This is a genomic window from Polaribacter pacificus, assembly GCF_038024035.1.
GTDB classification, from domain to species: domain Bacteria; phylum Bacteroidota; class Bacteroidia; order Flavobacteriales; family Flavobacteriaceae; genus Polaribacter; species Polaribacter pacificus.
The window spans coordinates 2,035,254-2,053,326 of sequence record NZ_CP150664.1 but is presented as its reverse complement, the minus strand read 5'-3'; the positions used below and the strand labels follow the sequence as shown (position 1 = coordinate 2,053,326).

Sequence of the window (18,073 nt, the reverse complement as noted above, 5' to 3'; positions counted from 1 at the left end):
TGTTATTTTATAAGTCCTTTTACAATGTCCACTACAAAAAGTCCTAAACCAATAGCACCTAAGACAACACTGTATCTGATTCCTGTATCAACCCATTTGCTAATAGAACCTGCTTCACCACTATCAATAGTAGCTTGCCAGTCTTTGTTTCCAACAGCATCTACTAAAGATGTGTCTTTAGAGAACATATAAGCTACAGCAAATATAACTGCTAACACAGCTAAGCTAAGTAGGGTCTTTTTTAAACTCTCAGGGTTTTTAACCATGTTAATCACCGAGAAAATCACTGCTGATGCGATGGCCAAAACCAAAACGATCACAGAAAACGTCACAAAAGGTGATATTGTACTTCCTTGAACATCAGGGTCGGATTTTATTGCATCCTCACCATAATTAAGAATCATGACAAAGTAATAAAAACCGATTACTGCGATAACCGCGGCAACACCTGTTAATATTTTAGATAATTTACTCATTTTTATTATTTTTTATATTTTACTAATAAGTCTACTAAAGAGATTGATGCATCTTCCATGCTATTTACAATAGCATCTACTTTAGAAACGATATAGTTATAAAAAATTTGTAAAATAATCGCAACGATCAAACCGAATACAGTTGTTAAAAGTGCAACTTTAATACCTCCTGCTACAACTCCTGGAGAGATGTCATTCGATTGCTCAATAGAATCAAAAGCAGAAATCATACCAATAACTGTTCCCATAAACCCTAACATCGGTGCTAAAGCAATGAACAATGATAACCATGAGATGTTTTTTTCTAAAAGTCCCATTTGAACTCCACCGTAACCAACAACTGCTTTTTCTGCAGCTTCTACGCCTTCATCCATTCTGTCTAAACCTTGATAAAAGATTGACGCAACAGGTCCTTTTGAATTTCTACAAACTTCTTTTGCAGCATCAACACCACCTGAATTTAACGCTTCGTCTACCTTAGCGACTAATTTCTTAGTATTGGTTGTTGCCATGTTTAAATAAATGATTCTCTCGATAGCAATTGCCAATCCTAAAATTAAGGCAACTAATACAATACCCATGAATGCTGGACCCCCTTCTATAAAACGAGTTTTCAATTCTTGGTGAAAAGTTTTTTCTGCTACTTCTTGCGCAACTGTTGATTGAATAGCTCCAAAAAACATGAATCCTGCTACTGTTAGGATATTTACTACTTTTTTCATCTTTGTTATAATTAATTTTTAATAGTTAACGGGTTAAAGATATTAATTTAAATTTCAATAAAGCAAAAAGTCTAAACCAGAATTTAAAAAACTACATCTATTAAACTCCTTAAAAAACTTTCTACAGTTTTGAGAGTGCCAATTAACAAAAAATTGTTGACTCAATAAAAAAAAATCAAGATTTTTATGGTAAAAAATACAAATAGCCTGATTTTTATGTAAAAAGGGCAATAATGTTAACGTTTTGTTAACAATAATGCAGTAGAATTAAGCCCTTAGGCATCTACCTCTCCTCTCAATGAACTTTCAAAAATTTCTTTAAATTGTTTTACTTCTTCTTTTTGGCCTAATAAATACATCAACTTAGCAATCGCTGATTCTGTGGTCATGTCCTTGCCGTTAATCACCCCTATGTTTTTCATTTCTACACTGGTTTCATAATGACCCATACTAACACTCCCACTTACACACTGAGTAATATTAACAATATGTATGCCACTTTTTATTGCTGTATCTAAAAGCTCTATAAACCAAGGGTAGGTTGGAGCGTTGCCAGATCCATAAGTTTCTAAGACTACTCCTTTTATAGTAGGGATTTCTAAAATGGATTTTACAACATGCTCTGTAATGCCTGGAAATAATTTTAAAATAACCACCTGCTCATTGAGCATTTTTCGGACAATCAGCTTTTGATTTCGCTTAGCGGGTTGGTGTAACAAACTTTCATTAAAATGCAAATGAACTCCACTCTCTGCTAATGGAGGATAGTTAAGAGAAGCAAAAGCTTCAAATTGTTCTGCATTTACTTTGGTTGTTCTGTTTGCTCGGTATAATTTGTATTCAAAATACAGGCAAACTTCAGAAATCATTGCAATTCCATTTTTGTCTTTTGCACAGGCAATCTCTATAGAGGTAATCAAGTTTTCTTTAGCATCAGTCCTTAAATGCCCTATGGGTAGTTGAGATCCGGTAAAAATAATAGGTTTTTCTAGGTTCTCAAGCATAAAACTCAAGGCCGATGAAGTATATGACATGGTATCTGACCCGGTTAAAACAACAAAACCATCAAAGTTGGCATACTTTTGCTCTATAACCTCTGCGATCATTCTATAATAATCAGGATTCATATTTGATGAATCAATAGGCTCATCAAAAGAATAGGTATCAATATGACAATCTAATTGCTGTAGTTCTGGAATCCTATCTAGCAACTTTTCAAAATTAAAAGCTTTAAGCGCATTGGTCTTATAGTCCTTAACCATACCAATGGTACCACCGGTATATATCAATAAAATCTTTGGAACGTTTGTCATTTTGGCATTATTTATTCAAAAAAGTAAATTTGGAATACTTTATGCTGTAAATTTATCAAGAATAATTGAATAATAAATACTTAATAGATGATAGGATTTTACATATTAATTGGAATCATTTCTTTGATCAGCTGGCTGATTAGCAATACACTAAAGAAAAAGTTTAAAACTTACGGAAAAATCCACTTACAAAATGGGATGAGTGGCGCCGAGATTGCAGAAAAAATGCTCTCCGATCACGGAATTACGGATGTCAAAGTTATCTCGACGGCCGGAATGCTAACCGATCATTATAACCCGGTTAATAAAACAGTAAATTTAAGTGAAGGTGTGTACAACCAAAGAAATGCCGCAGCTGCTGCCGTTGCAGCGCATGAGGTAGGTCACGCAGTACAACATGCAAAAGCTTACAAATGGCTAGGTATGCGATCAAAATTAGTGCCTATGGTAAACATTTCTTCTAAGTTTTCACAATGGATGGTCATTGGAGGTATTATACTTGGAGCTACTTCTGGAGATACTGGAATTGGTTTTATGATTGCCGTTGGAGGATTAGTCCTAATGGCAGTCGCTACCGTTTTTAGTTTTATCACCTTACCTGTAGAATACGATGCGAGTAATCGAGCTTTGGCTTGGTTAAGAAACAAAGAGATGCTAACGACTCAAGAGTTGGATGGCGCTAAAGATGCTTTAAAATGGGCGGCCAGAACCTATTTGGTTGCTGCTTTGGGATCACTAGCTATGTTATTGTATTGGGGATTGCAAATTTTAGGAAACAGAGATTAAGTAAACAAACAATAAAGAAAAATGCCTTTTTGATCACTCAAAAAGGCATTTTTTAATTTATATCATGGCGTTGTTATCGTTTAATCGTTCAACTTTAAAACGGCCATAAATGCTTCTTGTGGAATTTCTACGTTCCCTACCTGACGCATTCTTTTCTTACCTTTCTTTTGTTTTTCTAACAACTTACGCTTTCTAGAAATATCACCTCCATAACACTTAGCCGTAACATCTTTACGAAGTGCCTTGGTGGTTTCTCTGGCAATAATTTTTGCTCCAATTGCCGCCTGAATAGGAATATCAAATTGTTGACGAGGTATTAACTCCTTTAGTTTTTCACACATTTTTTTACCAATAGAATAGGCATTATCTGCGTGCAATAATGCAGAAAGTGCATCTACGGGTTGTGCGTTTAACAAGATATCAACACGTACCAACTTAGATGAACGCATACCTATCGGACTGTAATCAAAAGATGCATATCCTTTAGACACCGTCTTTAATCGATCGTAAAAATCAAATACAATCTCTGCCAATGGCATATCAAAAGTAAGTTCTACACGTTCTGTGGTTAAATAGGTTTGATTGGTAATTTCTCCTCGTTTTTCTATACACAAACTCATTACCTGCCCAACAAAATCAGACTTGGTAATTATGGATGCCTTGATAAAAGGTTCTTCTACACGATCTAAACTAGATGGATCTGGTAAATCTGTCGGGTTGTTTAAGATGATCGCTTCTGTTGGATTTTTCCTTGTATATGCATGATATGACACATTGGGTACCGTAGTAATCACTGTCATATTAAACTCGCGCTCTAAACGCTCTTGAATAATCTCCATATGCAGCATTCCTAAGAACCCACAACGAAAACCAAATCCTAAAGCTGCAGAACTTTCTGGAGCAAAGACTAAAGACGCATCGTTTAATTGCAATTTTTCCATAGAATAACGCAACTCTTCATAATCTTCTGTATCTACCGGATAGATCCCTGCAAAAACCATTGGCTTTACATCCTCAAAACCATCGATAATTTCTTGGGTTGGATTTACAGCATCGGTAATGGTATCTCCTACTTTTACTTCTTTTGCAGTTTTTATACCTGTAATCAAATACCCAACATCACCAGTTTTTACCGATTGTTTTACTACTTGACTCAATTTTAATGTACCAACCTCATCAGCAAAATACTCATTGTTGGTGGCCATAAATTTAATGCGTTGCCCTTTTTTAATTTCGCCATTCATCACTCTAAAGTAGGTTTCGATACCTCTATAAGAATTGTATACTGAATCAAAAATTAAGGCCTGAAGCGGCGCATCTGGATCTCCTTTTGGAGCAGGAATTCTATTGATAATTGCTTCTAAAATTTTATCGACTCCAAAGCCTGTTTTTCCACTAGCGTGAATCACATCTTCTGGATCACAGCCCAATAAATCTACAATATCATCTGTAACCTCATCTGGATTGGCACTTGGAAGGTCTACCTTATTAAGGATCGGAATAATTTCCAAATCATTTTCTAAAGCCAAATATAGGTTTGATATGGTTTGCGCCTGAATGCTTTGAGCAGCATCTACAATAAGCAAAGCACCCTCACAAGCCGCAATAGAACGAGAAACCTCGTACGAAAAATCTACATGGCCCGGTGTGTCAATTAAGTTTAATACATATTGAGTTCCTTCATGGATAAAATCCATTTGGACAGCATGTGACTTAATGGTTATCCCACGCTCACGCTCTAAATCCATGTTGTCTAGCAACTGATCTTTCTTTTCTCTATCGGTTACAGACCCGGTATAATCTAACAATCTATCTGCCAACGTACTTTTACCGTGATCGATATGAGCGATAATGCAAAAGTTTCTTATGTTCTTCATCTATAAATATTGATTATTAAAATCGTCTGCAAATATAGGTTTTTTGGGATTGAAAAATTGGAAACTTAAAAAGTTTCAAAGGAGCAGTAAATAAAAGGCCCCGAAGCGACTAAGTACTCGATACAAATTTATTGGCAGTTTATATATTTGTATCAAATTTGTATTGAAAAATCTAGTAAACTAGTCTTGCCATTCTGCAATAAACAGATTGGTATCATGCCCTCCTCCATTATTTCTGTTCGAAGAAAAAATCAATTTTTTTCCGTCGTTAGAAAATACTGGGAACGCATCAAAAGTTTCACCATGAGTAATGCGTTTTAAGTTTTTACCATCAAGGTCTATCATGTATAAGTTAAACGGAAAACCTCTTTCAGATTCAAAGTTTGAAGAGAATAAAATTTTCTCTCCAGAAGGATGAAAAAATGGACTCCAGTTGGCATTTCCAAGGTCTGTTAGCTGTCTAAGATCAGAACCATCAGCATTACAAATGTACAATTCCATCTCTGTTGGCATTACCAGACCTTCTTTTAATAAATCTTTGTATTCTTTAATCTCTTCGGGAGTTTTTGGTCTCGAAGAACGGAAAATTAGCTTGCTTCCGTCTGGTGAGAAAAAAGCACCTCCATCATACCCTAGCTCAGTGGTAATCTGCTTTACATCTGTACCATCAATATTCATCGTAAACAATTCCAAATCACCTGTTCTCATTGAGGTAAACACAATTTTATCCCCTTTAGGAGATACAGTTGCCTCTGCATCATAGCCCGGTTCATTAGTTAATTGTTTTGTGATGTTTCCATTTAAATCTGCTACAAAAATATCATAGCTTTCATAGATTGGCCACACGTATTTACCCTCTCTTCTCAAAGGTGCTGGTGGACATTCATTGCCTCCTAAATGGGTAGAACCATACACAAAGTGTTTGTTGTCTGGCAAGAAATAAGCACAGGTGGTTCTTCCTAAACCAGTAGAAATCATCGGTGGCTTGCTATCTTTAAATGTTTCATCAACATTCATTAAAAACATCTGATCACAGTTAACTCCCCAATTGGTATTGTTAGATTGAAAAATAATTTGCTCATCGTCAAAACTCCAATACGCCTCTGCATTATCTCCTCCAAAGGTAATTTGCTTGATGGATTTAAAGTGAACCTCTTCTGGGTATATAAGGGTATCTACCCATTTTTTTGTAGCTCCAGAAGCAGCATCTGTTTTCGATTTTTTATCTGTTTTACATGCAATAACACTTAAACTACACAGGGCGATAATGATGATTCGTATTTTCATTTTTTGAAATCTATTCAGTATTATGGTAATAATTCTTTAATTTTGACAAAAATAATATTATCTCATGAGAAACATTCTATTTTTACTCTTTTTATCTCTTGTAATTTCTTGCAAACAAGAAAACAAGCAAAAAGTTAGCATAGAAAGCGATGCCAACTTTTTAGCTTCTGATGCATTAGAAGGAAGACAAACCGGAACCGACGGCGAAAAAAAGGCCGTTGAATACATTCAAAAGCGTTTTAAAGATTTAGGTCTAGAAGGAAAAGGGACTGATGGCTTTTTACAAGCTTTTAGTTTTAAACCTAAGACACATCCACACGAAGAAATTAAATTTACCGAAAATGCAGATGGCACCATTACAGGAACCAATGTTGTTGGGTATTTAGACAACAAGGCCGAAAACACCATTGTTATTGGAGCACACTTTGATCACCTAGGGTATGGAGGTGATGGTTCTTTGTATAGAGATTCTATCAAAGCCATTCATAATGGAGCTGATGACAATGCAAGTGGTGTGGCAGTGATGCTAAATTTAATTGAAAAATTAAAAGGAAATCACAAAAACAACAATTACCTCTTTATGGCCTTTTCTGGTGAAGAAATGGGTTTGTTAGGGTCTAACTACTTTGTAAAAAACCCAACCATAGATCTTAAAAAGGTAAATTATATGATTAATATGGACATGGTGGGCCGTTTAAAGCAAGACAGTGCTCTTGCAGTATACGGAACTGGAACCTCTCCTATTTTTAAGCAGGTATTAAAATCGCATAACGACAATTTTAAATTGATTCAAAAAGAATCAGGTATTGGGCCAAGTGACCACACCAGTTTCTATTTGGCAGACATCCCTGTCTTGCATTTCTTTACCGGACAACACGAAGATTATCACAAGCCAGGAGATGATGCAGACAAATTAAACTACAAGGGTATGAGAACCATTGGATCTTATATCTACAACATTATTGGCGATCTAAATGACAATGGAAAACTGGCTTTTAGAACCACTAAAAATGAAAGTGAAGAAACACCTCGTTATAAAGTTAGTATGGGGGTCGTTCCTGATTATATGTATGATGGAAAGGGAATGAAAATTGATGGAGTTAGTGAAGGAAAACCAGCGAAAAAAGCAGGCGTTAAAAAGGGAGATGTTCTTGTAAAATTTGATGGTGAAAAAATTACAGATATGATGGGCTATATGAAAGCACTTGCAAAAACCAAAGAAGGTGATAAAAAAACAATCGTCGTAAATAGAAATGGCAAAGAAGTAAGCTTAACAATTGAGTTCTAAACTTAATTTAGCACACTACCATAGGCCTGTTAGAAATGATCTAGCAGGTCTTTTTTTTAAGATAAAATAAGTATTTTTGCGCAATGGTTAAAATTGGCGACATAGAATTAAATGATTTCCCTTTGCTCTTAGCACCTATGGAAGACGTGAGTGACCCTCCGTTTAGAGCTTTGTGTAAAGAACAAGGTGCAGATGTGGTGTATACCGAGTTTATTTCTTCGGAAGGTTTGATTAGAGATGCTGCTAAAAGCGTCATGAAATTAGACATCTACGAAAAAGAACGCCCTGTTGGCATTCAAATATTTGGAGCCAATTTAGAATCCATGCTTAGAACCGTAGAAATCGTAGAAAAATCAAAGCCAGACATTATTGATATTAATTTTGGCTGCCCTGTAAAAAAAGTGGTCTCTAAAGGTGCTGGTGCAGGGATTTTAAAAGACATCGACTTGATGGTTTCTCTAACAGAAGCCATGGCAAAGCACACCAACCTGCCCATCACCGTAAAAACCCGTTTGGGCTGGGATGAGGATTCTATCAGGATTGTTGAAGTTGCAGAACGCTTACAAGATGTGGGTTGTAAAGCCATTTCTATCCATGGAAGAACCCGTGCGCAGATGTACAAAGGTGATGCCAACTGGAAACCTATTGCCGAAGTAAAAAACAACCAACGTATGCACATTCCTGTTTTTGGAAACGGTGATGTTACCACGCCAGAAAGAGCTATGGAAATGCGTGATGTGTACGGTTTAGATGGAGCCATGATTGGGAGAGCTTCTATAGGATCTCCTTGGTTTTTTAATCAGGTAAAGCACTTTTTTAAAACAGGAGAACACTTGCCTTCTCCGAGTATTGCAGAGCGTGTAGAAATTGCTCGCAGACATTTGCAAATGGCCATCGATTGGAAAGGTGAAACTCTGGGCGTTTTAGAAACCAGAAGACACTACACCAACTATTTTAAAGGCATTCCTCATTTTAAAGAATACCGTATGAAAATGGTCACTTCTGATGATGCCAGTGATGTGTTTGCTGCCTTTGACGAGGTATATGAAAAGTTTGGGGATACAGTGATTCCAGATTTTTTATAAAAATTGATTGACTCAACTAAATTATAGTTATTCTTTTTTTGCAAATACTTTATCCAGTTCTTTTTCTAGATCATCATCATATTCTACGCGTTTTAATATTTTTCCGTCAGCACCAATAATAAAAGAAGTAGGTATTGTTATAGACAAACCATACTGTAGGGCTACTGGATCATTATTTATTTTAGTAAGTTTAGAAAAATTTGACCAACTTATTTCTAATTTATCACTTGCATCTTTCCATAATTTTTTGTCATGATCAAATGAATAACTTACAATCTGAAAATTTTTGTCTTTGTATTTTTCTATTAACTGAGGGAATTCTTCTTCCATTTGCTTGATACATGGAGAGCACCAACCTGCCCAAAAATCTAGTAAGATAATTTTACCTTTAAAATCACTTAACTTTACTTCTTCATCGTTTAAGTTTTTTCCGATAATATCTACAAAATAATCGCCTTCTTTTACAGGTTTTATATGTATAAAATCATCTAACAACTTTCCATAACTAGAGTTTTTTAGTTCTATAGGAAGTTGACTAAAGTATTCTTCTAGTTTTTCTTTTTTTAAATCAGTCCTGTAATCATAAATATTAGATAAAGAGAAATAATTATTAGGATTCTCAAATAGAAATTTTATTGAGATATTTGTAGTTGAATCTCTATACTCTTTATACTCTTCTTCAGAAATAAGATTTTTACTAAATTTTATATACGCTTTTCTTTGTCTATCCCTTAAGGGTTTTAACAGTTCATCATAACGAAGTGCAATTTTATTTGTTTCGCTTCCTATAATAATCTTATTAAAATCAATATCCTTTTCTAATAGTTGTTTTTTAGAAGCACTGATCTTAATTTTTTTGTTTTCTAACCAAAAACCAGTATAAATATCGTATTTAGAGATGCTAATAGACACAGGTGTTGGGTCTTTTAATTTTCCTTTAAAATTAAATTTATTGTTTACGATAATTGTAGAGTCTATATTTTTGTATGTATGACTATTAAATAAATAGACTTTTGTGCTGTCTTTTATACCTGAAATCTTTGCTTCAATTAGATAAGTGTCTGGTTGTTTTTTACAAGATGCTAAACAAAATAGGATGCATAAAATTAGGATACTGTTTTTCATTATTTTAATGTTTTTTTATTCTAAAATTAGGTGACAGAGATAAATTTATCCCTGATACCTTTATTAATATAGGTTTTTTAAGCACAAAAGCCAAAAGTGCCTGTACCATTACATACACCTGATGCACAATTCTCTGACTTAGATCTGAAACAAAGACAAACTGGAAACATGTGATAGTTTCCGCTACATGGGTGTTCTTCAGAACCTCCAAATACATTTCTTTGCTCCGCTTTACTTAAAGCCTTTCCTAAATTTAAAATTTGTTTTTTCATAATATATATTTATGATTTATAGTATGCCTTAATCGTTTTAAGACACTCAAGGTTAATTATATTTCTAGTATTCCTTTTTTTCAATTTACCAAAACTTAGCATTTCTTACATCCTTTAATTTTGGTAAAAATTGAGGATCATGAGGGGGCAAAAACGATTGATCTATTAAATTCATGTTTTTATCGATTAGAATGTATCTTGGTATGGAATTTAGTTCTATGAACTTCAAGAACTCTTTATTTTCCATAGCTTTTTCATCAATCAAATACGTAATTTTCTGAGCTAACTCTTTTGTTTTTAATTGCCATTTCTCTTTTACCGCTTCTTTATCAACACTTAAGCTAAGTACTTTTACATTTTTTGGAAAATTCATTTTTTTCATTTCTTTAATACCACTAATACAAGGAGCACACCAGGTAGCCCAAAAATCAATAAGATAGTAGGGAGAAGGATGTTTCTGTATGATTTTTGAAAGAGAGCTTTCTTTAAGAGCAACACTACTTAAACGAAGGTTTTTAATTTTTTCTTTAAACAAATCATTACTTAAATGTTGTATCTGTTTTTTGATATAGACAGAGTCTTTTTTATAAAATTCGGTTGTTTTTAGCCAATCTATTGCGGTTTTAAATTGCGGTTTCCCTTTATTTTCTCCCATTATTAAGAACTTGTATGTGTTCGCTGCTAAAAACTTCTTATAATCATCAGAATAGTCAAGTGAATTTATGTTTGGGTAATCCAATTCAGAAACTCGATTTTTTATATAAACATTACCTAAACCTGAGTCTATAAAAAGACTTCCAACAAGATCCAAATTAATTTCCTTTACATACGCATCAACAGTTTTATTTTTAGGGTACAAACTCTCAAACATCCTCATATATTGAATATCGTTTAACTGAAGATTGAACAATCTATTTTCGATTTGATACTTTTCTTGGTAATAGGTATAGAGACTGTCTAACTCTTTCTTGATTTTTATCTTAGAATTGTTTTTTAAGGCAATTATTTTATAAAAAATAGATTTGTAATCTTCTAAAATATCGGTTACTAAAACGGCGTCATTTTCAATTGGATATAGTTGATTATTTTTTAATTCAAAGTCTATTTTTTTTATCTTATCGTGAATTAAAAAATTTTGACTAATCATTTGTAACCCCCCTTCTTGTCTTTTCATGAAACCATACTTATATAGCTTAAGACTATGCACAACTGGTATCGTTCTTGAAACAATTGTATCTTTTTTAGAGGAGTTAACAAACTTTAATACTTCATTATCAAAATTTTTATTGGTAAAATTCAAAAATACCGACTCCTCCGTTTTTAATTTTACCGAAATTGTAAGTGAATCTAAATTATCCTTTTGAATATAAACCCGATTATCTCTTTCTTTTTCAAAATTCTTTGACTCACAGCTATATAAAATAAAAATAAGTATCAAAAGAGATAGTAACTTTTTGATTTTAAAAAAGTAATAGTTAATTGTTAATCCCATTTCTTTAGTTTTAGTATTAGATGAATATGTTTATTCTAATTTAAAATAATAAAAGCAGCAAACTTTTCAAGTTTGCTGCTTTCTTTAATAGTTAATCATCCCATTCACAATCATAAAAACATCTTGTAGCATCCATATTTGAAATCATGCCTACACAATCTTCATTTGCTTGATCAGAGCCAGCTTGTCCATCTGCGTACCCACCAGATGTTACAGTCTCCCACTGCCCAGTATATGTGCTTAGGTAAGTGAAAGTACACTCTTGTAGATACCCACCAAACACATTTCTTTGTTCCGCTTTACTTAAAGCTTTTCCTAAATTTAAAATTTGTTTTTTCATAATAAAAATATTTATGATTTATAAAATGCCTTGATCGTTTAAAGACACTCAAGGTTAATTATATTTCTAGTATTCCTTTTTTTCAATTTACCAAAACTTAGCATTTCTTACATCCCTTAATTTTGGTAAAAATTGAGGATCATGAGAGGGCAAAAACGATTGATCTATTAAATTCATGTTTTTATCGATTAGAATATATCTTGGTATGGAATTTAGTTCTATGAACTTTAAGAACTCTTTGTTTTCTTCTATCCTATTATCAATTAGGTAGGTAATTTTTTGTTTCAACTCTTTTGTTTTTAATTGCCATTTCTCTTTTACCTCTTCTTTATCAACACTTAAACTAAGTATTTTTACATTTTTTGGAAAATCCATTTTTTTCATTTCTTTAATGCCGCTAATACAAGGAGCACACCAGGTAGCCCAAAAATCAATAAGATAGTAGGGAGAAGGATGTTTCTGTATGATTTTTGAAAGGGAGCTTTCTTTTAGATCTACATCAGCTAAACTAAGATTTTTAATTTTTTCTTTAAACAAATTATTATTTAAAGGTTGTATCTGTTTTTTGATATAGACAGAGTCTTTTTTATAAAATTCGGTTGTTTTTAGCCAATCTCTTGATTCATGAAAGTTTTGGTCTCCTTTATTATCTTTATGTTTTAAAAATTTATAAATACTTAAAGCTATATATTTTAGATAAAAATCTGAATAATTATTTGAGTTCAATTTTTTATAATTTAAACTATTAATTCTATGTTTTACAAATTGATATCCTAAACCAGTAAATGAGCCGCATATAACATCAAAATTTACTTTTTGAATAAATAAATCAACTGCTTTATTTTTTGGAAATAAATGCTCTAATAAAATCATATAATTAAAATCATTCAATTGAATATGTAATAATTTGTTTGTGCTTTGATATTTTTTTTGGTATTTTTTATGTAGACTATCTAGCTCATTTTTTATTTCTAATTTAAAAGATCCTTTAGATTTATATATTTTACTATATAAGAGGTTGTAATCATTAATTAACTCAGAAACTAAAACATCATTGTTTGTTTTTAAAGGGAATAACTGGTTGTTTCTTAATTCAAAATTAATTTTTTTGATGCTTTTATCAATCAAAATATTTTGACTGGTTCTTTTAAAACCTGTGGTTAGATTTTGTATGTGTCCATAATTAAAAACTTGAGAATTGTATAGCCTAAGTATTTTACGAGTAACTATGGTGTCTCTGTTAATGTTATTTGTGAATTTAAGAGTGTTGTTTTCAAAATACTCATTATCGTAATTTAGTATTACAGATTCTTTAAACTTTAATTTCACAGAGATTGTAAGCGAATCTGTTTTTGATTTTGCTTTAATTTCTTTAGAAGTCATATCTATTGACTTCGTTTTTTTATTTTTATTATTACAAGAATTCAAAGAAAAAAAGACCAGAAACAATAGGCTATAAAAACCGCATTTTAATTTAAAAAACTTCTTTTTCATTTTTATGCTTTTTAAAAATCAATCAAAAATCGAGCCTAGTTTTTTTTGTAAGAATTTTTGGCTCGATTCACTAAGAAGATTAATAAGCTTCATATTTCTAGCCTTTTAACGCTTAAAACAACACCTTACTTGTAAAAAAACATATCTTAGCAACAACTTATCAGCCTTTGTAAAACTCATTCAATGAAAAAAAACAAATTGTTCTTTGCGTTTTTTATAGTATTAATTACTAGCTGCAAAAAAGAAAAAGCTTACACTCCTATTTCTGATCAAACGTTTGTGAAAGAGAAAAAGCTAGAGCTTACTGAATTTGAAACACAAAATTGGCACCTAAAAGATATTGAAATTGACTCTATTCCTGGAATTAGTCTACAAAGAGCTAAAGACAGTTTGTTAACTGGTAAAAAAGGGAAAGAAGTCATTGTCGCAATATTGGATTCTAAAATTGACATCAATCACGAAAGTTTAAAAGACTATATCTGGAAAAATCCGAAAGAAATTCCAAATAATGGAATTGATGATGACCAAAATGGCTATATCGATGATGTACATGGTTGGAATTTTTTAGGGAACCAAAAAGGAGAAAATACTAATTACACTAGTTATGAGTATACTAGAATATTAAAAAAGTACGATCACTTATTTAAGGATAAAAAAGAAGTAGATATCACTTCTAAAGATTCGCTATTGTTTAATTTATACACTAGAGCAAAAAAGGCGTATGATAAAAGGATGAAATATACTGAATCACAATTAAAATATGCAAATAATCTTTTAAAATATAGAGCAGATCTTGAAAAAGGCTTATTAAAATATTTTCCAAATAACCAGTATACCAAAAAAGATCTAGACAGTTTAAAAAAAATCTATCCAGATGATAAAGAATTACATAGGTATACTTTAATTTACACAAATTTCATGAAGCCTAAATACAGTCAAAAGAGCATGGAATTAGGAAAGTTAAAAGCTCAAGAAAGAATTGATAAGCTGTTGAACTTATCATATAATGAAAGAGAATTAATTGGTGATGATTTAGAAGATATTAATGAAACAAACTATGGGAATAATATTGTAGATGATTATTTAGGTTTATTTGTCCATGCAACAGAAGTATCAAGTGTAATTACGAGCTTTAAATTAGACAATGTTAAAATTATGCCTATTCCTATTTTTACCAATGGAGAGGTTACAGACAAAGATTTGGCATTGGCAATTAGATATGCGGTTGACAATGGAGCTAGCATAATTAACATGAGTTTTAGCAAGAGCTTATCGTTACATGAAAATTGGCTAGAAGATGCTTTTAAATACGCAGAAAATCACAATGTCCTTATTGTCACTTCTTCAGGAAACTCGTATATAAATTTAAATAATAGTGAAACAGTATACCCAACGGATTACTTTGACAATAAAGAAATATCAAATAATTTTTTAAAAATTGGAAGCACTTCACAAAAATTAACTAAAAACTTTGTTTCTTCATACTCTAATTATGGCAATAAACATGTAGATGTTTTTGCTCCCGGAGAAAATTTATACGTAGCATTTCCTAATAACAAGTATAAATATGATTCTGGCACATCACTTTCTTCTGCAACTGTAGCTGGTGTTGCTGCTTTAGTTTATTCATATTATCCAGATTTAACAGTTTCTCAAATTAAAGACATCATCATAAACTCAAGTGTTAAATACAATATCGATGTAGAAATTAAAGTTGGTAAAGAGAAAACCTTAGCTCCTTTTTCAAGCTTGTCAAAATCTGGAGGAATTGTAAACGCCTACAATGCACTAATCATGGCAGACAGTATTTCTAAAAATTAAGTTTTCATCAAAACCGATACCCTACTTGTAAAAGCACATATCTTGGCAACAACCTGTACACATTGGTAAAGCTCCCAATATCACTAACAGAAAACTCTTTAAACTCAGCTGTATTTAAAAGGTTTTTTCCTACTAAAGAAAAACTCAATCCTTGTTTTTTTAACTCATAACGCGCGCTTACATCTGCAAAGTAATATTCATGTTGTGTTTTGTTTCCATTTTTAAAGGCATAGCGCTCCGTCTGAAGGTCTATGGTTAGTTGGTCGTTTACCGCAAAGAAAAAATCTAAAAACATATTGTTGTTAGCATAAGATTCTTTAAAGCTTGTATAAATGAGATTGCGACTCCATGAGCTCCCAATATGGTAATTAAAGATTCCTAAAAATCCTGATCGCAGTTCAAACCCATAATTAAAGTTTTTAAGTGACACCTGCCTAAGGTTGCTGCTATTTACTCGGTTCATATACTGGGTATCCGTATAGCCAAAGCTTAGTTTTAGATTGGAAGAAATAGCCTTGAAATAGCGATCAACTTGACTGCTAATACTTAACAAACTCTTGTCTTTGATTAAGGTTTTTGTAGATTTTACATAGCTTGGATTCAGGAGCGCTGTGCTTGAGTAATAATCGTGCATTTTGGTATATAGCAGATTGGTGTTGGCAAAAAATTTATCTCCCCAATTACCAAACTGATAATTAAACATAAGGCTTGAGGTATTTAAGAGTTGGTTTTGACTAGTCCCTCTAGAAAAAGATCGAAACCCAGTTAAAATATAGGCATCGTATAACTCTGGCAATTGGGCATTGCTGCTTTTAAATGCGTACGAAGTTTCAAATTTGTGATTATTGTTTGGTTGGTATGCCAAGCCCAATTTGGGGTTTAGCACAAAAGGCTGGCTTTTTTGTTGGTTTAACTCTTTAAAATATTGATGTACTTGTAGTTTTCCTTTTATAGAAAACCGATTCAATTTAAAGGTATAATTGCTTTTAAAATACAAATCATGTATGCTGTATTTTTGTCTATTTTGATAGCCTTCTGGACTTAAAACGAGTTGTTGATCTTGAAACAGTTGGAACCCAGAAACCAACTGATCCTCTCTATATTGATTGCCCAATTGGATTTGAAACAAATTATCATCAGTTGATCTGTGTAAGTAATGCGCTTCAAAACCGCCATATTTCATGGTGTTATCTACTTTTTGAGACACATTGTTTACAGTGCTATTTGGAAAGTCTTCTTGGTAAAAAAAGTGGTCAATTGCATACTGCTCTGGGTTGGTTTGATAGATATATCTTCCTTTAATTAACAGCACTTTTCGCGCTGTTAGCTGATGGGTGTACTGCACCTTTTGATCAACAAAAGTCTGTTTGCTTTTTACAACTTCTCGGGTACTTAGGGTGTTAAAAATTAGATCTCCCAAATGCTGTTGATCTTTTTGAGAATACTTGCTAACAAGTTCAAGTGCCTTTACTTTTGAAAGTTGGTAATTCAGATCAAGTTTCCCAAAACCCAAAACAAAATTTTTAGCTAGACTGTAGTTTTCTGTGTTGGTAAACTGAGTGGTTCCCAGGTTATAGGCTGCAATTGACTTTTGATAAAAATTTCTATCATCCCAATTAAAAAACCCCAAGGTTTTAATCTTAAAATTTTTACTCGGGCTAAAAAGTGCGTTTAAAGAGACCAATTTGCTGTTGTTAAAGTTGGTTCTTGACGCTTTAAAGTTGGGCGAATTTGCTTCTAAGCCTAAAAAGGTTTCTACCTCTTGATTATCACCAATGCCAGAAACCTCGTCTGCGCTATACGGATTGATTAATTGAGAGAGGTCTCCAGTAGCATCATGCCCTATAGAATTTTGATTGGTTAAAAAGTAGTATTTGTTTTTTTTACCAAAATTCATCAAGTTTCCTAAAGCCGATGTTCTCTTTTCTGAATCAAGAGAAACACCTAAGTGTGCATTGCCAAACCACACCCGTTTGGCCTCTTCCTTTAGCCTTAAATTTAAGGCTATTTTATCGCTGTCCTCTATGCCTTTTAAAAGCTTGTTTTTAGAATAGCTCTCTATAAGTTCTACTTTGTCTATTGGATTGGGAGGCATGTTTTTGGTTAAAATCTTATACCCCTTTTCAAAAAGATCATCTCCCTCTACCAACACGCTTTCAATCTCTTTATTTCCTACTTTAATAGTCCCATCAGTTAAAACCTGTAGGCCTGGAATGTTCTTTAGCAAATCTTCTAAGACTTGCTCATTGCCTCTTAAAAAAGAAGCGACATTAAAAACAACCGTATCTTTTTTTCTTTCGATGGGTTTCACCGCATGCACAATAACTTCTTTGAGCTCAAAATTTTGCTCCTCTAAAACTATGGTTAAATTAGGGATGGTATTTCTATCTTTTATAGGAAGATTTTGGGTTTTAAAACCAAGAACAGAAAATGACAAAATCAAAGGTCTTTTATTGGGCAGCTTTAACTGAAACTGACCTTGTTCATTGCTATAGGTATAAGCAATAATTTTTGAACTAAGAGAATCTTTAAGCACCACGCTGGCAAACGCAAGGGCTTGTTTTTGTTGGTCTACAACGGTACCTTTTAGGAGTTCCTGACCAAAGCCCAAAAAAGTGACATTCATAAAAAACCAAAAGGCAAGAAAAGTTCTATGTTTTAAAAACAATTGCATCTAAACGATCTTAAAAAGATT

General features: G+C 32.7%; 15 protein-coding genes. 4 read left to right on the top strand and 11 right to left on the bottom strand.

Going from position 1 to position 18,073, the window contains the following annotated elements:
* Nucleotides 1-2: 2 nt before the first annotated feature.
* The 3 genes from WHC90_RS09320 to WHC90_RS09310 all read right to left on the bottom strand — a co-directional run bounded on the left by WHC90_RS09320 (nt 3) and on the right by WHC90_RS09310 (nt 2,511).
* Nucleotides 3-476, bottom strand: a complete 474-nt coding sequence (locus WHC90_RS09320) for a hypothetical protein (RefSeq protein WP_188598205.1) — start codon at nt 474-476, stop codon at nt 3-5.
* 5 nt (nt 477-481) lie between these two features.
* Entirely contained in the window at nt 482-1,198 is a 717-nt protein-coding gene (locus tag WHC90_RS09315; RefSeq protein ID WP_188598204.1) for a MotA/TolQ/ExbB proton channel family protein, read from the bottom strand.
* Between the two features lie 275 nt (nt 1,199-1,473).
* Complete coding sequence (locus WHC90_RS09310; RefSeq protein ID WP_188598203.1) at nt 1,474-2,511, bottom strand: asparaginase; 1,038 nt, start codon at nt 2,509-2,511, stop codon at nt 1,474-1,476.
* 87 nt (nt 2,512-2,598) lie between these two features.
* On the opposite strand from WHC90_RS09310, the gene WHC90_RS09305 reads away from it, so the two are divergent.
* Nucleotides 2,599-3,297: a zinc metallopeptidase gene (locus WHC90_RS09305; RefSeq protein WP_188598202.1), complete on the top strand. Its 699-nt coding sequence runs from the start codon at nt 2,599-2,601 to the stop codon at nt 3,295-3,297.
* A gap of 80 nt (nt 3,298-3,377) precedes the next feature.
* Here the strand turns inward: WHC90_RS09305 and lepA are convergent, their stop codons facing one another.
* Nucleotides 3,378-5,174, bottom strand: coding sequence for a translation elongation factor 4 (lepA, locus tag WHC90_RS09300; protein ID WP_188598201.1), 1,797 nt, complete (start codon nt 5,172-5,174; stop codon nt 3,378-3,380).
* A gap of 180 nt (nt 5,175-5,354) precedes the next feature.
* Nucleotides 5,355-6,461, bottom strand: a complete 1,107-nt coding sequence (locus WHC90_RS09295; RefSeq protein ID WP_188598200.1) for a PD40 domain-containing protein — start codon at nt 6,459-6,461, stop codon at nt 5,355-5,357.
* A gap of 64 nt (nt 6,462-6,525) precedes the next feature.
* Here WHC90_RS09295 and WHC90_RS09290 point away from each other — a divergent pair, with 64 nt between their 5' ends.
* Nucleotides 6,526-7,749, top strand: a complete 1,224-nt coding sequence (locus WHC90_RS09290; protein WP_188598199.1) for a M28 family peptidase — start codon at nt 6,526-6,528, stop codon at nt 7,747-7,749.
* Nucleotides 7,750-7,832: 83 nt separating this feature from the next.
* Nucleotides 7,833-8,834, top strand: a complete 1,002-nt coding sequence (gene dusB, locus WHC90_RS09285; RefSeq protein WP_188598198.1) for a tRNA dihydrouridine synthase DusB — start codon at nt 7,833-7,835, stop codon at nt 8,832-8,834.
* 27 nt (nt 8,835-8,861) lie between these two features.
* Here dusB and WHC90_RS09280 read toward each other — a convergent pair whose 3' ends face one another.
* The 5 genes from WHC90_RS09280 to WHC90_RS09260 form a co-directional block, all read right to left on the bottom strand.
* Nucleotides 8,862-9,959: a TlpA disulfide reductase family protein gene (locus WHC90_RS09280; protein WP_188598197.1), complete on the bottom strand. Its 1,098-nt coding sequence runs from the start codon at nt 9,957-9,959 to the stop codon at nt 8,862-8,864.
* A gap of 77 nt (nt 9,960-10,036) precedes the next feature.
* Nucleotides 10,037-10,231, bottom strand: a complete 195-nt coding sequence (locus WHC90_RS09275; protein ID WP_188598196.1) for a hypothetical protein — start codon at nt 10,229-10,231, stop codon at nt 10,037-10,039.
* 85 nt (nt 10,232-10,316) lie between these two features.
* The gene (locus WHC90_RS09270; protein ID WP_188598195.1) at nt 10,317-11,723 is read right to left on the bottom strand and encodes a TlpA family protein disulfide reductase; all 1,407 of its coding nucleotides are present in this window, start codon (nt 11,721-11,723) and stop codon (nt 10,317-10,319) included.
* A gap of 91 nt (nt 11,724-11,814) precedes the next feature.
* On the bottom strand, nt 11,815-12,063 hold the full coding sequence (locus tag WHC90_RS09265; RefSeq protein ID WP_188598194.1) for a hypothetical protein: 249 nt from the start codon (nt 12,061-12,063) through the stop codon (nt 11,815-11,817).
* A gap of 87 nt (nt 12,064-12,150) precedes the next feature.
* Nucleotides 12,151-13,446 (bottom strand): TlpA family protein disulfide reductase, encoded by a 1,296-nt coding sequence (locus WHC90_RS09260; RefSeq protein WP_188598193.1) that lies wholly within the window; start codon nt 13,444-13,446, stop codon nt 12,151-12,153.
* 294 nt (nt 13,447-13,740) lie between these two features.
* On the opposite strand from WHC90_RS09260, the gene WHC90_RS09255 reads away from it, so the two are divergent.
* Nucleotides 13,741-15,378 carry a S8 family serine peptidase gene (locus WHC90_RS09255; protein ID WP_188598192.1) on the top strand — a complete coding sequence of 546 codons (1,638 nt, stop codon included), beginning with the start codon at nt 13,741-13,743 and terminating at the stop codon, nt 15,376-15,378.
* Between the two features lie 7 nt (nt 15,379-15,385).
* On the opposite strand, the gene WHC90_RS09250 is transcribed toward WHC90_RS09255, so the two are convergent.
* Nucleotides 15,386-18,052, bottom strand: a complete 2,667-nt coding sequence (locus WHC90_RS09250; protein WP_188598191.1) for a TonB-dependent receptor — start codon at nt 18,050-18,052, stop codon at nt 15,386-15,388.
* Between the last annotated feature and the right edge of the window lie 21 nt (nt 18,053-18,073).

Excerpts from the sequence above, each read along its gene's own strand:
- WHC90_RS09320 (WP_188598205.1), bottom strand. The coding sequence starts at position 476 with ATGAGTAAATTATCTAAAATATTAACAGGTGTTGCCGCGGTTATCGCA.
- WHC90_RS09315 (WP_188598204.1), bottom strand. The coding sequence starts at position 1,198 with ATGAAAAAAGTAGTAAATATCCTAACAGTAGCAGGATTCATGTTTTTT.
- WHC90_RS09310 (WP_188598203.1), bottom strand. The coding sequence starts at position 2,511 with ATGACAAACGTTCCAAAGATTTTATTGATATATACCGGTGGTACCATT.
- WHC90_RS09305 (WP_188598202.1), top strand. The coding sequence starts at position 2,599 with ATGATAGGATTTTACATATTAATTGGAATCATTTCTTTGATCAGCTGG.
- lepA (WP_188598201.1), bottom strand. The coding sequence starts at position 5,174 with ATGAAGAACATAAGAAACTTTTGCATTATCGCTCATATCGATCACGGT.
- WHC90_RS09295 (WP_188598200.1), bottom strand. The coding sequence starts at position 6,461 with ATGAAAATACGAATCATCATTATCGCCCTGTGTAGTTTAAGTGTTATT.
- WHC90_RS09290 (WP_188598199.1), top strand. The coding sequence starts at position 6,526 with ATGAGAAACATTCTATTTTTACTCTTTTTATCTCTTGTAATTTCTTGC.
- dusB (WP_188598198.1), top strand. The coding sequence starts at position 7,833 with ATGGTTAAAATTGGCGACATAGAATTAAATGATTTCCCTTTGCTCTTA.
- WHC90_RS09280 (WP_188598197.1), bottom strand. The coding sequence starts at position 9,959 with ATGAAAAACAGTATCCTAATTTTATGCATCCTATTTTGTTTAGCATCT.
- WHC90_RS09275 (WP_188598196.1), bottom strand. The coding sequence starts at position 10,231 with ATGAAAAAACAAATTTTAAATTTAGGAAAGGCTTTAAGTAAAGCGGAG.
- WHC90_RS09270 (WP_188598195.1), bottom strand. The coding sequence starts at position 11,723 with ATGGGATTAACAATTAACTATTACTTTTTTAAAATCAAAAAGTTACTA.
- WHC90_RS09265 (WP_188598194.1), bottom strand. The coding sequence starts at position 12,063 with ATGAAAAAACAAATTTTAAATTTAGGAAAAGCTTTAAGTAAAGCGGAA.
- WHC90_RS09260 (WP_188598193.1), bottom strand. The coding sequence starts at position 13,446 with ATGACTTCTAAAGAAATTAAAGCAAAATCAAAAACAGATTCGCTTACA.
- WHC90_RS09255 (WP_188598192.1), top strand. The coding sequence starts at position 13,741 with ATGAAAAAAAACAAATTGTTCTTTGCGTTTTTTATAGTATTAATTACT.
- WHC90_RS09250 (WP_188598191.1), bottom strand. The coding sequence starts at position 18,052 with ATGCAATTGTTTTTAAAACATAGAACTTTTCTTGCCTTTTGGTTTTTT.